This is a genomic window from Kitasatospora sp. MAA4 (assembly GCF_029893355.1).
Taxonomy (GTDB): domain Bacteria; phylum Actinomycetota; class Actinomycetes; order Streptomycetales; family Streptomycetaceae; genus Kitasatospora.
The window spans coordinates 52297-69848 of sequence record NZ_JARZAI010000037.1; the positions used below are offsets into that span (position 1 = coordinate 52297).

11 protein-coding genes are annotated in these 17552 nt (G+C 70.4%); 9 read left to right on the forward strand and 2 right to left on the reverse strand.

The window, feature by feature from the left end; all coding sequences use genetic code 11:
• Nucleotide 1: 1 nt before the first annotated feature.
• Nucleotides 2–1408, reverse strand: a complete 1407-nt coding sequence (locus P3T37_RS33195) for an APC family permease (protein ID WP_280727650.1) — start codon at nucleotides 1406–1408, stop codon at nucleotides 2–4.
• A gap of 501 nt (nucleotides 1409–1909) precedes the next feature.
• Entirely contained in the window at nucleotides 1910–5857 is a 3948-nt protein-coding gene (eccCa, locus tag P3T37_RS33200; protein ID WP_280727651.1) for a type VII secretion protein EccCa, read from the reverse strand.
• A gap of 289 nt (nucleotides 5858–6146) precedes the next feature.
• Here eccCa and eccD point away from each other — a divergent pair, with 289 nt between their 5' ends.
• The 9 genes from eccD (at nucleotide 6147) to P3T37_RS33245 (ending at nucleotide 17172) form a co-directional block, all read left to right on the forward strand.
• On the forward strand, nucleotides 6147–7604 hold the full coding sequence (gene eccD / locus P3T37_RS33205) for a type VII secretion integral membrane protein EccD (RefSeq protein WP_280727652.1): 1458 nt from the start codon (nucleotides 6147–6149) through the stop codon (nucleotides 7602–7604).
• Nucleotides 7605–7744: 140 nt separating this feature from the next.
• Entirely contained in the window at nucleotides 7745–8035 is a 291-nt protein-coding gene (rpsO, locus tag P3T37_RS33210) for a 30S ribosomal protein S15 (protein WP_280727653.1), read from the forward strand.
• A gap of 449 nt (nucleotides 8036–8484) precedes the next feature.
• Complete coding sequence (locus tag P3T37_RS33215; protein ID WP_280727654.1) at nucleotides 8485–10692, forward strand: polyribonucleotide nucleotidyltransferase; 2208 nt, start codon at nucleotides 8485–8487, stop codon at nucleotides 10690–10692.
• A gap of 89 nt (nucleotides 10693–10781) precedes the next feature.
• Complete coding sequence (locus P3T37_RS33220) at nucleotides 10782–12134, forward strand: pitrilysin family protein (protein ID WP_280727655.1); 1353 nt, start codon at nucleotides 10782–10784, stop codon at nucleotides 12132–12134.
• Between the two features lie 11 nt (nucleotides 12135–12145).
• Nucleotides 12146–12892 (forward strand): 4-hydroxy-tetrahydrodipicolinate reductase, encoded by a 747-nt coding sequence (dapB, locus tag P3T37_RS33225; protein ID WP_280727656.1) that lies wholly within the window; start codon nucleotides 12146–12148, stop codon nucleotides 12890–12892.
• Nucleotides 12892–13374, forward strand: a complete 483-nt coding sequence (locus tag P3T37_RS33230; RefSeq protein ID WP_280727657.1) for a hypothetical protein — start codon at nucleotides 12892–12894, stop codon at nucleotides 13372–13374. The genes dapB and P3T37_RS33230 overlap by 1 nt, the downstream gene beginning before the upstream one ends.
• Nucleotides 13375–13410: 36 nt before the next feature.
• Nucleotides 13411–14154 (forward strand): FAD-dependent thymidylate synthase, encoded by a 744-nt coding sequence (thyX, locus tag P3T37_RS33235; protein WP_280727658.1) that lies wholly within the window; start codon nucleotides 13411–13413, stop codon nucleotides 14152–14154.
• Between the two features lie 229 nt (nucleotides 14155–14383).
• Nucleotides 14384–15283 carry a 4-hydroxy-tetrahydrodipicolinate synthase gene (gene dapA / locus P3T37_RS33240; RefSeq protein WP_280727659.1) on the forward strand — a complete coding sequence of 300 codons (900 nt, stop codon included), beginning with the start codon at nucleotides 14384–14386 and terminating at the stop codon, nucleotides 15281–15283.
• Between the two features lie 203 nt (nucleotides 15284–15486).
• Nucleotides 15487–17172 carry a ribonuclease J gene (locus tag P3T37_RS33245; protein ID WP_280727660.1) on the forward strand — a complete coding sequence of 562 codons (1686 nt, stop codon included), beginning with the start codon at nucleotides 15487–15489 and terminating at the stop codon, nucleotides 17170–17172.
• The last annotated feature ends 380 nt before the right edge of the window (nucleotides 17173–17552 follow it).

Here is a 17552-nt window from a genome sequence, read left to right on the forward strand (position 1 = left end):
ATCAGGCCTCGCCGTCCTCCGGGACGGTGATCACCCAGTGGGTGGCCTGGCGGGGGCGCAGGTAGAAGGCCCAGTACAGGGTGGCGGCGGCGGTGATGCCGGCGGTCCAGACCAGGGCCGTGTGGTCCAGCTGGGTCAGCGTGTAGCCGAGGGCCACGATCAGCAGCACCGGCAGGACCGGCCACAGCGGCTGGCGCCAGGCCGGGGCGTCCTTGTGGTGGGCCCGGCGGGAGAGCAGCGCGGCGACGGCGACCAGCAGGTACAGCGCGGCGACCGCGACACCGGTGATGTTGGTGAGCAGCAGGCCGGGGACGAAGCAGAGCGCCGCGCCGGGCAGGCCGACCGCCAGGGTCGCGACCCAGGGGGCGTTGAACTTGTTGAGGGTGCCGAAGGCCTTGTTGACCGGCTCGGGCCAGGCCTTGTCGCGGCCGGAGGCGAAGAGCACCCGGGAGTTCTGGATGACCATCACGATGCCGGCGTTGATGATGGCCAGCGCGATGCAGAGGCTGATGAAGGTGCCGAGCGCGGAGTCGCTCCAGCCGGCCACCATGCCGGAGATGTCGCCGCCGGTCAGCGTCGCCAGGTCGGGGGCGCCCAGGGTGATGGCGACGACCGGGACCATGATGACCACGGCGGACAGGCCGAGCGTCCAGAGCACCGTGCGGGCGACGTTGCGGCGCGGGTTCTCCAGCTCCTCGGAGAGGTAGATCGCGGTGCTGAAGCCCTGCGTGACGAAGAGCGCGGTGCCCATGGCGGCGAGGATCGCGCCGAGGCCGACCGGGCTGGTGACGCCGTGGGCGTCGGCGGTCACACCGTGGATGAGCGAGCCCAGGCCGCGCTGGCTGTGCGCGAAGCCGAGCACCGAGACGACGCCGGCCGCGATCACTTCGAGGACCAGGAAGATGCCGGTGATCCAGGCGTTGGCCCGCAGGTCGAGCAGGCCCGCGACGGTGGCGGCCAGCATCACGGCGGCGCCGGCGACTGCCGGGCTGAGGTGCACGATCGGGGCGAGGTAGGCGGCTGTGCCGATCGCGATCACCGAGGGCACGATCATCACGACGATCATCGACTGGATGAAGACCAGCCAGCCGGCGAAGCGGCCCGCCAGAGTGCCGACCATGGCGTACTCGCCGCCGGCGCTGGGGATCAGGGTGCCGAGTTCGGAGTAGCAGAAGGCCACCGCGACGCAGATGATCGCGCCGATCCCGATGGTCAGCGCGGTGGCCGTGCCCAGGTTGTTGAACAGCGTGGGTACCAGGACGAAGAGCGAGGAGGCCGGCGTCACGCAGGAGAGCGTGAGCAGCGTGCCACCCACCACGCCCAAGGAGCGCTTGAGCTGCCGCGGGGCGTCGACGGTACTGACCGTCACCGCGGGGGCGGCGGTGGGAGGGCGAAGCGTGTCGGTCATGAGGGCTTCCGATCGGCTCTGCGCGACGGCGCGCGGGTCCTGTGCGGTGCTGGGGTGGGGGAGCGGTATCGCCTCCGAAGGGGGTTGCCTACGTCTTTGGTGCTCGCTCCCAGGCCGCCATGGAACCTGGTGCGTATTGATTGCGTCAATGCCGAAAAGGCTTCGGAATCCGTTGTGTGAACGCCCGTGAACTTCGGATCCGATGATCACTTGCGATCGTGACGATTGATGTCCGACTTGTTAACTTTGGCCAACGGGGCTTGAATCCAAGGTGAACTCCGCATAGTGCACAGGATTCAAAGGCCCCATGCGCGGATGATCAGTTCTGCCCAGGTGCCCTCAAGGGCCTCCCCGCCCCCGCCCGCCCCGGTGCGCGGCGACGACATCCGCAGCATGGGTATGAGAAAAAGTCCATAACATTCCGGAACGGTCCAGCCGCTGGACGCGAAAGGGTCGGCCGCACGAGCTCTGCGGCCGACCCCTGCTCACTGTCCGTAGTGGTTACCCGGCCGGCAGCCAGCCCGTCTGGACCATCTGCCCGCTGGTGATCCGGCGCGAGACGAAGACGCCGCGGCCCGGCGGCAGCGCCTGCGGCTTGACCACGCCGAGCAGCGCGCCCTCGTCCCGGTTGCCGGAGAGCAGCACGCCCTGCCCGCCCAGCTCCTTCATCCGCTGCATCACCGGTTCGAACATCGAGCGCCCGGCCCCGCCCGCGCTGCGCGCGATGATCACCCGCAGGCCGATGTCCCGCGCGAACGGCAGGAACTCGGCCAGCGGCGCCATCGGGTTGCCCGAGGAGGTGGCCACCAGCTCGTAGTCGTCCACGATCACGAACATGTCCTTGCCCGAGTACCAGCTGCGGTTGCGCAGCTGCTCGGCCGTGACGTCCGGGCCGGGCAGCCGGCGGGCGCAGGCGCCGCGCAGCATGTCCACCACCGCGGACATCGCCGGCTGCGCCGCCGCGTACTCCACCAGGTACTCCGGCGGGACGGCGCCGAGCAGCGCGCGCCGGTAGTCGCCGACCACGATGCCGGCCTGGTCGGAGGTGTAGCGCTCGGTGATCTGCTTGATCAGCATCCGCAGCACCGCGGACTTCCCCGACTCGCTCTCGCCGAAGACGATGAAGAGCGGGTCGGTCTCGAAGTTGACGAAGACCGGCGCCATCTCGACCTCGTCGATGCCGAAGGCGACACCGCGCGCGGGCTGCTCGAAGCCCTTGGGCAGCGTGTGGCCGTCCAGCACCGAGGGCAGCATCCGCACCTGCGGCGCGCGCGGCCCGGTCCAGGCCGCGCCGACCGTCGCGACCAGCGAGGCCACGCCGGCGGCCAGGTCGTCCTTGGAGGAGGAGCCGTCCAGGCGCGGCAGGCCGGACAGGAAGTGCAGCTTGGCGGCGGTCAGGCCGCGGCCGGGTGCGCCGGCCGGTACGTTCTGGGCGACCTTGCGGTCGATCTCCGACTCCATCGGGTCACCCAGGCGCAGCTCGGTGCGGTTCTGCAGCAGGTCCTTCAGGGCCGGCCGGACCTCGGCGTAGCGCGAGGCGGTCAGGATCAGGTGGACGCCGTAGCCAATGCCCCGCTGCGCGATGTCGGCGACCACCGGCTCCAGCGCCTCGAACTCCTGGCGGAAGGTCAGCCAGCCGTCGATCACCAGGAAGACGTCGCCGAACTGCTCGTCCGGCAGCTGTCCGGCCGCCCGGCGGGTGCGGTAGGTGCTGATCGAGTCGATCCCGGTGGCGCGGAACAGCTCCTCGCGCCGGTTGAGGACGCCGTGCACCTCGCTGATCATCCGGCGGACCTTGTCGTTGTCCAGCCGGCCGGCCACCCCGCCCACGTGCGGCAGCTCCTGAATGCTCTGGAAGCCGCCGCCGCCGAAGTCCAGCAGGTAGAACTGGGTCTCCACCGGGGTGTGGGTGACCGCGAAGCCGGACACCATGGTGCGGATCATGGTCGACTTGCCGGACTGCGGCCCGCCGATCACCAGGCCGTGGCCGGCCGCGCCGGAGTAGTCCTGGTAGAGCACGTCGCGGCGCTGCTCGCGCGGCCGGTCGACGATCCCGACCGGCACCACCAGACGGCCCAGTGCACCGAACTCCGGTGAGGTCAGGCCGCGTTCGGGGGTGGCCTGGAGCGGCGGGACCAGCTGGTCCAGGCTCGGCGCCTCCTCCAGCGGCGCCAGCCACACCTGGTGGGCGGCCGGGCCCTGGCCGACCATCCGCTGCACGATCACGTCGAGCACGGTGTCCACCAGCGCGTCGTCCAGCTGCTCCGGCTCCGGCTCGACCTCCTGCGCCGGCAGTTCCAGCACCGGCACCTCGGCCGCCGTGAAGAGCACCGGCTGGGCGTTGGAGACCCGTCCGCTGGTGCGCCGCTGCCCGGGCGCGCGGTACGGGCCCGAGACGTACGCCGCCTTGAAGCGGTCCATCACGTCGGTGCCGAACTTCAGGTAGCCGACCCCGGGCACCGGCGGCAGGTGGTACGCGTCCGGTACGCCGATCGCCGCGCGGGACTCGGCCGCCGAGAAGGTGCGCAGACCGATCCGGTAGGAGAGGAAGGTGTCGAGGCCGCGCAGCTTGCCCTCCTCCAGGCGCTGCGAGGCGAGCAGCAGGTGCACCCCGAGCGAGCGGCCGATCCGGCCGATCTGGATGAACATGTCGATGAAGTCGGGCTTGGCGCTGAGCAGTTCGGAGAACTCGTCGATGATCAGGACGAGCGAGGGCATCGGGTCCAGCGCGGCGCCGGCCAACCGGGCGCGCTCGTACTCGTTGAGGTTGGCGTAGTTGCCGGCCGAGCGCAGCAGTTCCTGGCGGCGGTTCAGCTCGCCCTCGATCGCGTCGCGCATGCGGTCGACCAGGGTGAGCTCGCCCTCCAGGTTGGTGATCACCGCGGAGGTGTGCGGCATGTCCGCCATGCCGGCGAAGGTCGCGCCGCCCTTGAAGTCGGCGAGCACGAAGTTGAGCGTCTCCGAGGAGTGCGTCATCGCCAGGCCCAGCACCAGGGTGCGCAGCAGCTCGGACTTGCCCGAACCGGTGGCGCCGACGCACAGGCCGTGCGGGCCCATGCCCTCCAGCGCGGCCTCCTTGATGTCCAGGTTCACCAGCTCGCCGTTGGCGCCGACACCGATCGGCACCCGGAGCTTCTCGTGCTGGGCGCGCGGCCGCCAGGTGCGGGCGACGTCGACCGAGCCGGCGTCGCCGACGCCCATCAGGTCGGTGAAGTCCAGGTTGGACAGCAGCGGCTCGTCGTCGCCGCCGGCCGAGATCCGGTACGGCGCGAGCTGGCGGGCCAGTGCCTCGGACTGCCAGGTGGACAGCGTGTCGGGAGAGCCGGTGTACGAGGCGCCGGAGGCCGACTGCAGCACCAGCTCCTCGCTGCTGAGGTTGACCACCAGGTGGCCGGTCGGCTCGTCGAGGTCGCCCGGGACCACCTCGATCACGGTCACCCCGTGCACGCCGTCCGGCCCGGCCAGGATCGAGTCCTGCGGGACCGAGGCGTTGTCCATGATGACCACCAGGTGCGGCTGGTCGGGGGTCGGGATCGCGTCGCGCGAGAAGCGCTGGCGGCCCGACAGCTCGTCCTCCAGCAGCAGTTCCAGCTCGCCGAGGCCGGGCGCGATCAGCCGGCGCGACCCGGCGCCGTCGTTCTCCTTGCGGTGCTGGGTGTGCGGCAGCCACTTGACCCACTCCCACTCGTCCAGCGCGCCGGGGGCGGCCGCGACGGCGAGCATCAGGTCGTCGGGGGAGTGCAGGGTGGTCAGCTGGGCGATCATCGCGCGGACGTTGCCGTAGACGGTGTCCGGGTCGCCGCAGACGGTGATGTGGTAGAAGGCGCGCAGCGAGACCGCGAGCGGGAGATCCTGCAGAGTGCCGTGCGCCTTCAGGAAGTTGGACATCGCGTCGGCGGCCAGCGGCTCCAGCTCGTCCATCGGCGCGGTCTGCGGCGCCACCAGGGGAGTGGCCAGCTGCTGCGGGCCGCGGCCCAGCCGGATCTGCGCGAAGTCCGGGTCGCTGGGGCGGCGCTCCCAGAGCCGGCGGCCCTCGGCGACGATCGACCAGAGCTGGTCCGGCTCCGGGTGCAGGTACAGCTGCGCGCCGCGCTGGCGCTCGGCGGTACGGCGGACCTGGCGGCGCATCTGCTGGAGGTACTTGAGGTAGTCGCGGCGCTCGTCCGCGACACCCGCGTTGCCGCCCTTGCGGGCCTTCACGGCCTGGGCGACGCCCATGCCGGCCGTCGAGGCGAGCATCAGCATGCCCATGATCTTCATCATCGGCGCGGCGCCCGGCATGAAGAAGAACGCGGCCGAGCCGCCCATGCCGAGCAGCGGCAGCAGGCTCATCATCCAGTCGTCGCCGCCCCCGCGGGCCAGCTCGGGCGGGGTGACCAGTTCCACCGGCTCGTCCGGTACCACCGGCGGGTAGGCCCGGGCCGGGCGCTTGACGGTAACGACACTCACGACATCAGCCCTCACGCGCCTCGACAGGTCCCGGAGGGGGCGCCCCTGTGACTGCCTTGCCCCCACCGCGGACCGCGGCTGACACGTGGGCGAGTCCCTCCAACCCCCGTGCGCCTTGCGCAGGGGCCGATCCTACCGAGCCCCCGCCCCCCGGTGGTGCGGGGTACCCGGGCGCGGCAGCTCGGAGGGGCGGTAGGGTGACGCCGCGCCAACTCTTGGCCGGACCGTGTCAGTTCCCGGGCCGACCGGTGGGCGGATGCCAGTGGGAAATCAGCAGGGGGAGCAGTCGGTGAGTGTGAACGCAACGACCGGGTTCGTCCGGGTCACCGTCGTGGCACCGGACAGCCGGATCGATGTCGCCCTGCCGGAGGACGTGCCGCTCGCGGACGTCTATCCCGAGGTGCTGCGGCTCTCCGGGCAGACCCAGGCGGACGGCGCGCCGACCGGCTTCCACCTGGTCCGCCGGGACGGCACCGTGCTCGACAGCGGACTGCCGCTGGCCGCCCAACAGGTGCGCGACGGCGACCTGTTGAGCCTGCGCCCGTTCGCCGAGTCGCTGCCCCCCGCGGTCTACGACGACGTCGCGGATGCGATCGCCAGCGCGGTGGAGGCCGACCGCCGGTTCTGGAGCCCGGACCTGATGCGGGCCTTCGGCCTGGTCGGCGCCGGCCTGCTGATCGTGCTGCTCGGCTTCGCGCTCTGGTTCGCCGACCTGCGCCACGACATGCACGGCCTGCCCGGCGTGCTGTCCGGGGTCACCGCCGTGCTGCTGGTCGCCTTCGCCGGCGTCCGCGCCCGGGTGTACGAGGACCACGGTGCCGCGCTGGTGCTGGGCATCGGTGCGCTGCCGCACGCGCTCATCGCGGGCACCGGCATCCTGGCCGTCGACCACCTGGGCGGCGGTCCCGGCCGGCTCCAGTTCCTGGTCGGCTGCGTCTCGATGCTGGTGGTATCGGTGCTGCTGGTGGGCCTGCTGCCGGAGAAGGACTCGGTCTTCGTGGCCTCCGCCTTCCTGGCGGCCGCCGGCACCCTGGCCACCTTCGCGGCGGTACTGCTCCCGAACACGCCGGCCAACCACATCGCGGCGGTCGCGGGCGTCACGGCGGTCGCCGTGATCGGCTTCCTGCCGAGCCTCTCCGCGCGCTTCGCCCGGCTGCCGGTGGGCTTCAGCGCCCCGGGCCAGGCCCGCACCCGCGGCTCTCGCGCGCTGGACGAGGGCACCCGGGCCGAGGCCGTGCAGTACGAGCGCATCGCGCACCAGGCCCGGCGCGGGCACGAGGTGCTGGTCGGCCTGGTCGGCGGCGCGGCCGCGGTGATCGTCGGGGCGTGCACCGTGCTCGGCTTCACCAACCAGATGTTCCCGCAGGTGCTGGCCCTGACCCTGGGCGTCTCGACGATGCTGCGGGCCCGGCTGTTCCGCTACACCGCGCAGGTGTTCAGCCTGACCATCGCGGGCCTGCTCGGCCTGGCCCTGCTGATCCTGGGCCTGTCGCTGCACACCCCGCTCTTCATCCTCAAGGCCGCCAGCACCACCGCCGTGGACCTGCGGACGATCTGGCTGGGCGGCTCGATCGCGCTGGGCGCGGTGCTGCTGATCGCCATCGCCCTGGTGGTGCCCAAGCTGGGGGTCTCGCCCTTCTGGGGGCGCATCCTGGATCTGGTGGACAGCCTGACGCTGATGTCGCTGGTGCCGCTCACGCTGGCGGTGCTGGACGTCTACGCCCTGGTCCGCGGCACCACGAGCTGAGCCGGGCACTGGTAGGGTGGCTGCAGAACCGTGGCTGTGCCGTGTCCTGACACGCGTGCCGCGGTCGCTGTACGACACCGAGTTCTCTTTGATCCTGTGCCGTAGACCAGGATCGCTCGGTAATCCTTGAAGGAGTTGCAGTGGCTCTCGACGCCGCCGTCAAGAAGCAGATCTTTGCCGAGTTCGGCCAGAAGGAGGGCGACACCGGCTCCCCCGAGGTCCAGGTCGCCATGCTGTCCCGCCGTATCTCGGACCTGACCGAGCACCTCAAGATGCACAAGCACGACCACCACAGCCGTCGTGGCCTGCTGATCCTCGTCGGTCAGCGTCGTCGCCTGCTGCAGTACCTGGCCAAGAAGGACATCCAGCGCTTCCGTACGCTGGTCGACCGCCTCGGCATCCGTCGCGGTGCCGCCGGCGGCGCCCGCTAAGACCGCCGCCTGGGGCGGCTCCCCACCCGGGGAGCCGCCCTTTGCGCGTATCGCGCCCGACGCCGCGGTGGACCGAACACCGCGCGCCAGGAGTGGCAGAAGAGAAAACCGCGGCCGCCTCCCGAGGTGGCCGAGGATTGCACCGTAGGGTTGTGGGCATGCCGGTGATGGCGCAGTACGCAGCGCCGCCCGAGCAGTAGTGCCAGACCCCCCAGCGGGCCGCAGGCTTCAAACGGAAGCCGCCCGCATCCAGGAGAGCGTCCAGTGCGGACCGCCGACCGGGCTCGGCAGCCGAGAGGCGCCGGTCCTCGGTAGTGGCCGCCGGGAGTCCCAGCGAGAGCGGACGACCCGGGGGCTTCGATCGAAGACCGGCCCGGCAGCCCAGGGCCAACGGCAGGCATGCGCGGGGGCGCTCTCCCGGAAAACGTACGAAAGAGGAGATCTTCCAGGTGGAAGAGAACGTGTTCTACGCCGAGGCCGTGATCGACAACGGTTCCTTCGGCACCCGTACCATCCGCTTCGAGACCGGCCGGCTGGCCCGTCAGGCCGCCGGCTCCGCCGTGGCCTACCTGGACGACGACACCATGGTGCTGTCGGCCACCAGCGCCTCCAAGCAGCCGAAGGAGCACTTCGACTTCTTCCCGCTGACGGTGGACGTCGAGGAGCGGATGTACGCCGCGGGCCGGATCCCCGGCTCGTTCTTCCGTCGTGAGGGCCGTCCCTCCGAGGACGCCATCCTGACCTGCCGCCTGATCGACCGCCCGCTGCGCCCGTCCTTCGTCAAGGGCCTGCGCAACGAGATCCAGGTCGTCGTCACCGTCATGGCGCTCAACCCCGACCACCTGTACGACGTGGTGGCCATCAACGCGGCCTCCGCCTCCACCCAGCTGGCCGGCCTGCCGTTCTCCGGCCCGATCGGCGGCGTCCGCGTCGCGCTGATCAAGGGTCAGTGGGTCGCGTTCCCGACCCACAGCGAGCTGGAGGACGCCGTCTTCGACATGGTCGTCGCCGGCCGTGTGCTGCCCGACGGTGACGTCGCGATCATGATGGTGGAGGCCGAGGCCACCGCCAAGACGATCCAGCTGGTCGCGGACGGCGCCGAGGCGCCCTCCGAGGAGATCGTCGCCGCCGGTCTGGACGCCGCGAAGCCCTTCATCAAGGTGCTCTGCGCCGCCCAGTCGAAGCTGGCCGCCCAGGCCGCCAAGCCGACCGGCGCCTTCCCGGTCTTCCTGGAGTACCAGGACGACGTGCTGGCCGCGCTGACCGCCGCCGTCAAGGACGAGCTGTCCAAGGCGCTCACCATCGCGGGCAAGCAGGAGCGCCAGAACGAGCTGGACCGCGTCAAGGCGCTGGCCGGCGAGAAGCTGCTCCCGGAGTTCGAGGGCCGCGAGAAGGAGATCAGCGCCGCCTACAACGCGCTGACCAAGAAGATCGTGCGCGAGCGCGTCATCAAGGACAAGGTCCGCATCGACGGCCGCGGCGTGACGGACATCCGTACGCTGGCCGCCGAGGTCGAGGCCATCCCGCGGGTGCACGGCTCGGCGCTCTTCGAGCGTGGCGAGACCCAGATCCTGGGCGTCACCACCCTCAACATGCTCCGCATGGAGCAGCAGCTCGACACGCTCTCCCCGGAGACGCGTCGCCGCTACATGCACAACTACAACTTCCCGCCGTACTCGGTCGGTGAGACCGGCCGCGTGGGCTCGCCCAAGCGCCGCGAGATCGGCCACGGCGCGCTGGCCGAGCGGGCGATCCTGCCCGTGCTGCCGACCCGCGAGGAGTTCCCCTACGCGATCCGCCAGGTCTCCGAGGCGCTGGGCTCCAACGGGTCCACCTCGATGGGCTCGGTCTGCGCCTCGACCATGTCGCTGCTGAACGCCGGTGTGCCGCTGAAGGCCGCCGTCGCCGGTATCGCCATGGGCCTCATCTCGCAGGAGATCGACGGTGAGACGCACTACGTCGCGCTGACCGACATCCTGGGTGCCGAGGACGCGTACGGCGACATGGACTTCAAGGTCGCCGGTACCCGCAACTTCATCACCGCCCTCCAGCTGGACACCAAGCTGAACGGCATCCCGGCCTCCGTCCTCGCGGCTGCGCTCAAGCAGGCGAAGGACGCCCGTCTGCACATCCTCGATGTGATGAACGAGGCCATCGACGCGCCCGACGAGATGTCGCCGAACGCGCCGCGCATCATCACCATCAAGATCCCGGTGGACAAGATCGGCGAGGTCATCGGCCCGAAGGGCAAGATGATCAACCAGATCCAGGAGGACACCGGCGCGGACATCACCATCGAGGACGACGGCACCATCTACATCGGTGCGGTCGACGGTCCCTCGGCGGAGGCTGCCCGTACGACGATCAACCAGATCGCCAACCCGACCATGCCGGAGGTCGGCGAGCGCTACCTGGGCACCGTGGTGAAGACCACGACGTTCGGCGCGTTCGTTTCGCTCATGCCGGGCAAGGACGGCCTGCTGCACATCTCGCAGATCCGCAAGCTCGCCGGTGGCAAGCGCGTGGAGAACGTCGAGGACGTGCTGGCCGTCGGTGCCAAGGTCCAGGTCGAGATCGCCGAGATCGACCCGCGCGGCAAGCTGTCGCTGATCCCGGTCGTCGAGGGCGAAGAGGGCGGCGAGGCAGCATCCGAGTGATGCGCCCCTAGCTCCACCCGCGGCCCGCACCCTCCGGACTCGGAGCGTGCGGGCCGCACCCTGTTGTCTTTGTTGTGAGAGGAACAATCGTGGCCCAGGCCTCGGCGGCGAAGCAGCGCCCCGGCACCACCCGGACCCTGCTCAAGGGCGTCGACGGCGCCGGCGTCGTACGCCGCACCGTCCTGCCCGGCGGCCTGCGGGTCGTCACCGAGACCCTGCCGACGGTGCGCTCCGCGACCTTCGGCATCTGGGTCGGCGTCGGCTCCCGGGACGAGACCCCGGTCCTGAACGGGGCGACCCACTACCTGGAGCACCTGCTCTTCAAGGGCACCGAGCGGCGCAGCGCGCTGGAGATCTCGGCGGCCCTGGACGCGGTCGGCGGCGAGATGAACGCCTTCACCGCGAAGGAGAACACCTGCTACTACGCGCGGGTGCTCGACACCGACCTGCCGCTGGCCATCGACGTGGTCTGCGACATGCTCACCGGCTCGCTGATCCGCACCGAGGACGTGGAGGCCGAGCGCGGCGTCATCCTCGAGGAGATGGCGATGGCCGAGGACGACCCGGGCGACGTCGTGCACGACCTCTTCGCCAAGGTGATCTACGGCTCCGCGCCGCTCGGCCGACCGATCCTGGGCACCCAGGAGACCGTCAAGGGCCTGAGCCGCGAGCAGATCGCCGGCTTCTTCAAGCGCCGCTACAAGCCCGAGCACCTGGTGGTCGCGGCGGCGGGCAACCTGGACCACAAGGCGGTCGTCAAGCAGGTCGAGCAGGCCTTCGCGGCCGTCCTGGCCAAGTCCGAGGCGGCGCCCGCCGAGGCCCGTCGCGGTCTCAAGGCGGTCCGCACGGCCGGCCAGGTCGAGGTGCTCAACCGCCCGACCGAGCAGGCCCACCTGGTCCTGGGCGTCCCGGGCGTGCCGCGGCACGACGAGCGGCGCTGGGCGATGGGCGTGCTGAACGCGGCGCTCGGCGGCGGGATGAGCTCGCGGCTCTTCCAGGAGGTCCGGGAGAAGCGCGGGCTGGCCTACTCGGTCTACTCGTACTCCTCCTCGTACTCCGACAGCGGCCTGTTCGGCATCTACGCGGGCTGCCAGCCCAAGCGGGTCGAGGAGGTGCTGAGGATCTGCCGCGAGGAGCTCGCCAAGGTCGTCGCGGACGGCATCACCGAGGAGGAGCTGGCCCGGGCGATCGGCCAGATCTCCGGCTCCACCGTCCTCGGCATGGAGGACACCGGCTCGCTGATGAACCGGATCGGCAAGGCCGAGCTCAGCTACGGCCACCACCTCTCGGTGGACGAGATGCTGGAGAAGATCGCCGGCGTCACCCTGGAGGACGTCCAGGCGGTCGCCCGTGATGTGCTGGGAGCCCACCGGCCCTCGCTCGCGCTGATCGGCCCGATCGCCGACAAGCGGGCCGCCAAGCTCGTCGACCTGCTGGCCTGAAAGGAACTTCCATGACTCTGCGCGTCGCCGTCATCGGCGCCTCCGGGCGGATCGGCTCCGAGGCGGCCAAGGCCGTCGAGGCCGCCCCGGACCTGGAACTCGTCGCGGCCCTGGACCGTGACTCCGATCTGGCGTCCCTGGTCGACTCCGGCGCCCAGGTGGCCGTCGAACTGACCCACCCCGACGCGGTGATGCGGAACCTGGAGTTCTGCACCGCGAACGGCATCCACGCGGTGGTCGGCACCACCGGCTGGACGCCCGAGCGCCTCGAACTGCTGAACGGCTGGCTGGCCGCGGCGCCCGGCGTCGGCGTGCTGATCGCGCCGAACTTCTCCATCGGCGCGGTGCTCACCATGCAGTTCGCCCAGCAGGCGGCGAAGTACTTCGAGTCCGTCGAGGTCGTGGAGCTGCACCACAACCGCAAGGCCGACGCCCCGTCCGGCACCGCGAGCCGCACCGCGCAGCTGATCGCCGCCGCCCGCGACGCGGCCGGCCTGCCCCGCCAGGACGACCCGACCACGCACGGCCTGCCCGGCGCCCGCGGCGCGGACGTCGACGGGGTGCCGGTGCACTCGGTGCGGCTGCGCGGGCTGCTGGCCCACCAGGAGGTGCTCTTCGGCGACACCGGGGAGACCCTGACGATCCGGCACGACTCGCTGCACCACAGCTGCTTCATGCCGGGCATCCTGCTGGGCGTGCGCAGGGTCGGCCAGAGTGCCGGTCTGACCTTCGGCCTCGAACACTTCCTGGACCTGTGATGACCTCGCGCACCGGCTTCTTCGTCCTCGCCGCCGTGCTGCTGCTGACCTCCCTGGTCTGCGTCGGCGAGGGGGTCCAGCTGATCGCCACCGGCAAGCTGCTGGGCATCGGCATCGGCATCTGCGCGTTCGTCATCCCGGCCATCGGGGTGTGGTTTCTGCGCCAGACCGTCCGCTTCGGCCGGACCACCGAGGCGATGTCGCGCGAGCTGGAGGCCGAGGGCGGCCTGCCGGTGGACGAGCTGCGGCGCACCCAGGGCGGCCGGATCGACCGGGCCTCGGCCGACGAGGTCTTCGCCCGGCGCCAGGCCGAGGCCGAGGCGCAGCCCGGCGACTGGCGGGTCTGGTTCCGCCTCGCGGTGGCCTACGCCGACGCCGGGGACACCCCGCGGGCCCGCAAGACCATGCACCACGCCATCAAGCTGCGCGCCGACGCGGCCCCGGCCGCGTCCCCCGCCGGGTCCGCGGCCCGGGTCCCCTAGGCTGTCCGCGCAGATGGTTCGAAAGAGGAGTAGCGAGTGACCGACGAAGTGGCGAAGGCCCTGCAGCCTGCGCAGTTCCGCAGCGACGTGACGGTGGAGCTGGTCCGCAGCGCCGCCGGCGACTCGGACGTGGTCTGGGCGGCCCGGGTCTCGACCGCGGGGGAGCTGTCCCTCGAAGCGCTCCAGCAGGACCCGGAGAAGTCCAAGGGACTGATCAACTACCTGATGCGCGACCGGCACGGGACGCCCTTCGAGCACAACTCGATGACCTTCTTCATCAGCGCGCCGATCTTCGTCTTCCGCGAGTTCCAGCGCCACCGCGCCGGCTGGTCCTACAACGAGGAGAGCGGGCGCTACCGCGAGCTCGCACCGGTCTTCTACGTCCCGGGCGAGGAGCGCAAGCTCGTCCAGCAGGGCCGTCCCGGCAAGTACGAGTTCCACGAGGGCACGCCCGAGCAGCACAAGGTCGTCTCGCAGGCGATGGAGCGCGCCTACAGCCAGGCGTACCAGGCCTACCAGGAGATGCTCGCCGAGGGAGTGGCCCGCGAGGTCGCCCGCGCGGTGCTGCCGGTGGGGCTCTTCTCCTCCATGTACGCGACCTGCAACGCGCGTTCGCTGATGCACTTCCTCTCGTTGCGGACCAAGGACGAGCGCGCGAAGACGCCGTCCTTCCCGCAGCGCGAGATCGAGATGGTGGCCGAGCAGATGGAGGCCCAGTGGGCCGAGCTCATGCCGCTCACCCATGCGGCCTTCAACGCCCATGGCCGGGTTGCACCCTGACCTGGGCCGATAGGCAGATGGACGTACCGGGTCCGGGGCTCTGGATTGCGGCCCCCAGGGGCGCTCCCTAGGCTCGGGACACGGATTCCGGTGCTGCTTGAACCCCCGAGCAGGCAGCACCGGAATCCTATGGCGCGTCCCGAGCCGGCCCCCGCTCCGGCCGGCTCCACTGTCCGAACGGTGGACCGGCCCGACCTCCTCCCCGCCGCCTACGAGTATTTTTGGACCCATGGCTCCGACCAGCACCCCAGAAACCCCCTTCGGCCGGGTCCTGACCGCGATGGTGACCCCGTTCACCGTCGACGGCGGTCTCGACCTCGATGGCGCGCAGCGCCTCGCCGCCCACCTCGTCGACGCCGGCAACGACGGCCTGGTGCTCAACGGCACCACCGGCGAGTCGCCGACCACCTCTGACGCCGAGAAGGCGCAGCTGGTGCGAGCCGTGGTGGAGGCGGTCGGCGACCGCGCCCACGTCGTCGCCGGGGTCGGTACCAACGACACCGCGCACAGCACCGAGCTGGCCCGGCAGGCCGAGGCGGCCGGCGCACACGGCCTTCTGGTCGTCACCCCGTACTACAGCAAGCCTCCGCAGGAGGGCCTCTACCGGCACAGCGTCAGCATCGCGGACGCCACCGAGCTGCCGGTCATGCTGTACGACATCCCGGGGCGCAGCGGGGTGGCGCTCAGTCACGAGACGCTGGTCCGGCTCGGCGAGCACCCGCGGATCGTGGCCAACAAGGACGCCAAGGGCGACCTCGGTGCCGCGGCCTGGGCGATCGCCCGATCCAACCTTGCCTGGTACTCCGGCGACGACATCCTGAACCTGCCGCTGCTCTCGGTCGGGGCTGCCGGTACCGTCAGCGTGGTGGCCCACGTGGTGGCCGGCGAGCTCCGCGCGATGATCGAGGCCTTCGTCGCGGGCGAGGTCGGCCGGGCTACCGCCATCCACCAGAGCCTGCTGCCGGTCTTCACCGGTATGTTCAGGACACAGGGCCTTATCCTCACCAAGGCCGCGCTCGCCCTCCAGGGCCTGCCCGCCGGCCCGGTGCGGCTTCCGCTGGTCGACGCCACGGCCGAGGAGATTGCCCAATTGAAGGAGGATCTCGCCGCAGGCGGGGTACACCTTTAGCAGACACAAACGTGCGCGCCCCGGCTCGCCGGACCCCCTCTCGCCAGGGGGCCTGCCGCTGGACCGGACCAAAGGCGCGAGGCACAGCAGACCACCCGCTCGGTGACGAGCGGACCGACCTGTAGGTACCTAGCGAAGCCGCACGCCATATGTCATCAGGGGAGGCTCCCCGGGCATATGGCGTGCTGCGTGAGGAGAGTCTTTTGAGCCACCCGCATCCCGAACTCGGCGCGCCCCCGGCCCTCGCGCCGAACGCCCTCCGTGTCACCCCGCTCGGCGGTCTCGGTGAGATCGGCCGCAACATGACGGTGCTGGAGTACGCCGGCCGTCTGCTCATCATCGACTGCGGTGTCCTCTTCCCCGAGGACGAGCAGCCCGGCGTCGACCTGATCCTGCCGGACTTCTCCTCGATCCGGGACCGCCTCGACAAGATCGACGGCATCATCCTGACCCACGGTCACGAGGACCACATCGGTGCCGTGCCGTACCTGCTCCGGGAGAACCCGGACATCCCGCTGATCGGCTCCAAGCTGACTCTGGCCCTGATCGAGGCCAAGCTCGCCGAGCACCGGATCCGGCCCTACGTGCTGGAGGTCGTGGAGGGGGAGCGGGAGCAGATCGGCCCGTTCAACTGCGAGTTCATCGCGGTGAACCACTCCATCCCGGACGCACTCGCGGTCGCCGTGCGCACGCCCGCCGGCATGCTGGTCGCCACCGGTGACTTCAAGATGGACCAGCTGCCGCTGGACGGCCGGCTGACCGACCTGCCCGCCTTCGCCAAGCTGGCGGAGGAGGGCATCGACCTGCTGCTGGTGGACTCCACCAACGCCGAGGTCCCCGGCTTCATCCCGCACGAGCGGGACATCTCCGCGGCGCTGCGCACCGTCTTCGCCAGCGCGGAGAAGCGCATCATCGTGGCCTCGTTCGCCAGCCACGTGCACCGCATCCAGCAGGTGCTGGACGCCGCGCACGAGCACCGGCGCAAGGTCGCCTTCGTCGGCCGCTCGATGGTCCGCAACATGGGCATCGCGCGCGACCTGGGCTACCTCAAGGTGCCGGGCAACCTGATCGTCGACGTGAAGACCCTGGACGACCTGCCGGACAAGGACATCGTCCTGGTCTGCACCGGCTCTCAGGGCGAGCCGATGGCGGCCCTGTCGCGGATGGCCAACCGGGACCACCAGATCCGGATCGTCGAGGGCGACACCGTGATCATGGCGTCCTCGCTGATCCCCGGCAACGAGACCGCGATCTACCGCGTCATCAACGGCCTGACCCGCTGGGGCGCCAACGTGGTGCACAAGGGCAACGCCAAGGTGCACGTCTCCGGGCACGCCTCGGCGGGCGAGCTGCTGTACTTCTTCAACATCTGCCGGCCGAAGAACCTGATGCCGGTCCACGGCGAGTGGCGCCACCTGCGCGCCTGTGCGGACCTGGGCATCAAGACCGGTGTCCCGAAGAACCGCACGGTCATCGCCGAGGACGGCGTGGTGGTCGACCTGATCGACGGCGTCGCGAAGATCGTCGGCAAGGTCCAGGCCGGCTACGTGTACGTCGACGGCTCGTCCGTCGGCGACATCACCGAGGCCTCGCTGAAGGACCGTCGGATCCTCGGCGAGGAGGGCTTCATCTCGGTCTTCGTGGTCGTGGACTCGTCCAGCGGCAAGATCGTGAACGGGCCGACCATCCAGGCCCGCGGCTCCGGCATCGACGACAACTCCTTCGGGCCGGTCGTCCAGAAGCTGGAGGAGGCCCTGCGCAAGTCCGCCGACAACGGCGTGCTGGAGCCGCGCCAGGTCCAGCAGCTGGTCCGCCGGACCGTCGGCAAGTGGGTGGCGGACAACTACCGCCGCCGGCCGATGATCCTGCCGGTCGTCGTCGAGGTCTGACCGACCTGTTGACCTGCTGAGTGCTGCCGTGTGGGCCCCGGGCTGTTGCCCGGGGCCCTCCCGTTTGACTCCGGCCGTTCAGGTGCGTAGTGTTCTCCGAGTTGCCCCGGCCGCCTGGAGCGGAGCGGCAACAAACCCCCGAAAATCTGATGAGTGGTTCCGCATGCCCTTTTCGAAGGAATATGCGAAATGCAAACTCTGATAGAGTCTGGGACAGCGGAAAGCCGAAAGGCCGAAAGCAAAGCGAGTCGGAAAAAGCACTGAGCTGGATCTGATAAGCTGAATGAAGAACGAACGAAGCGCCCGGAGATACTGCGAAGGCAGTTCGAAGGAAGTGTCCGTTCCTTGAGAACTCAACAGCGTGCCAAAAGTCAACGCCA

Excerpts from the sequence above, each read along its gene's own strand:
- P3T37_RS33195 (WP_280727650.1), bottom strand. The coding sequence starts at position 1,408 with ATGACCGACACGCTTCGCCCTCCCACCGCCGCCCCCGCGGTGACGGTC.
- dapB (WP_280727656.1), top strand. The coding sequence starts at position 12,146 with ATGACTCTGCGCGTCGCCGTCATCGGCGCCTCCGGGCGGATCGGCTCC.
- P3T37_RS33230 (WP_280727657.1), top strand. The coding sequence starts at position 12,892 with ATGACCTCGCGCACCGGCTTCTTCGTCCTCGCCGCCGTGCTGCTGCTG.
- dapA (WP_280727659.1), top strand. The coding sequence starts at position 14,384 with ATGGCTCCGACCAGCACCCCAGAAACCCCCTTCGGCCGGGTCCTGACC.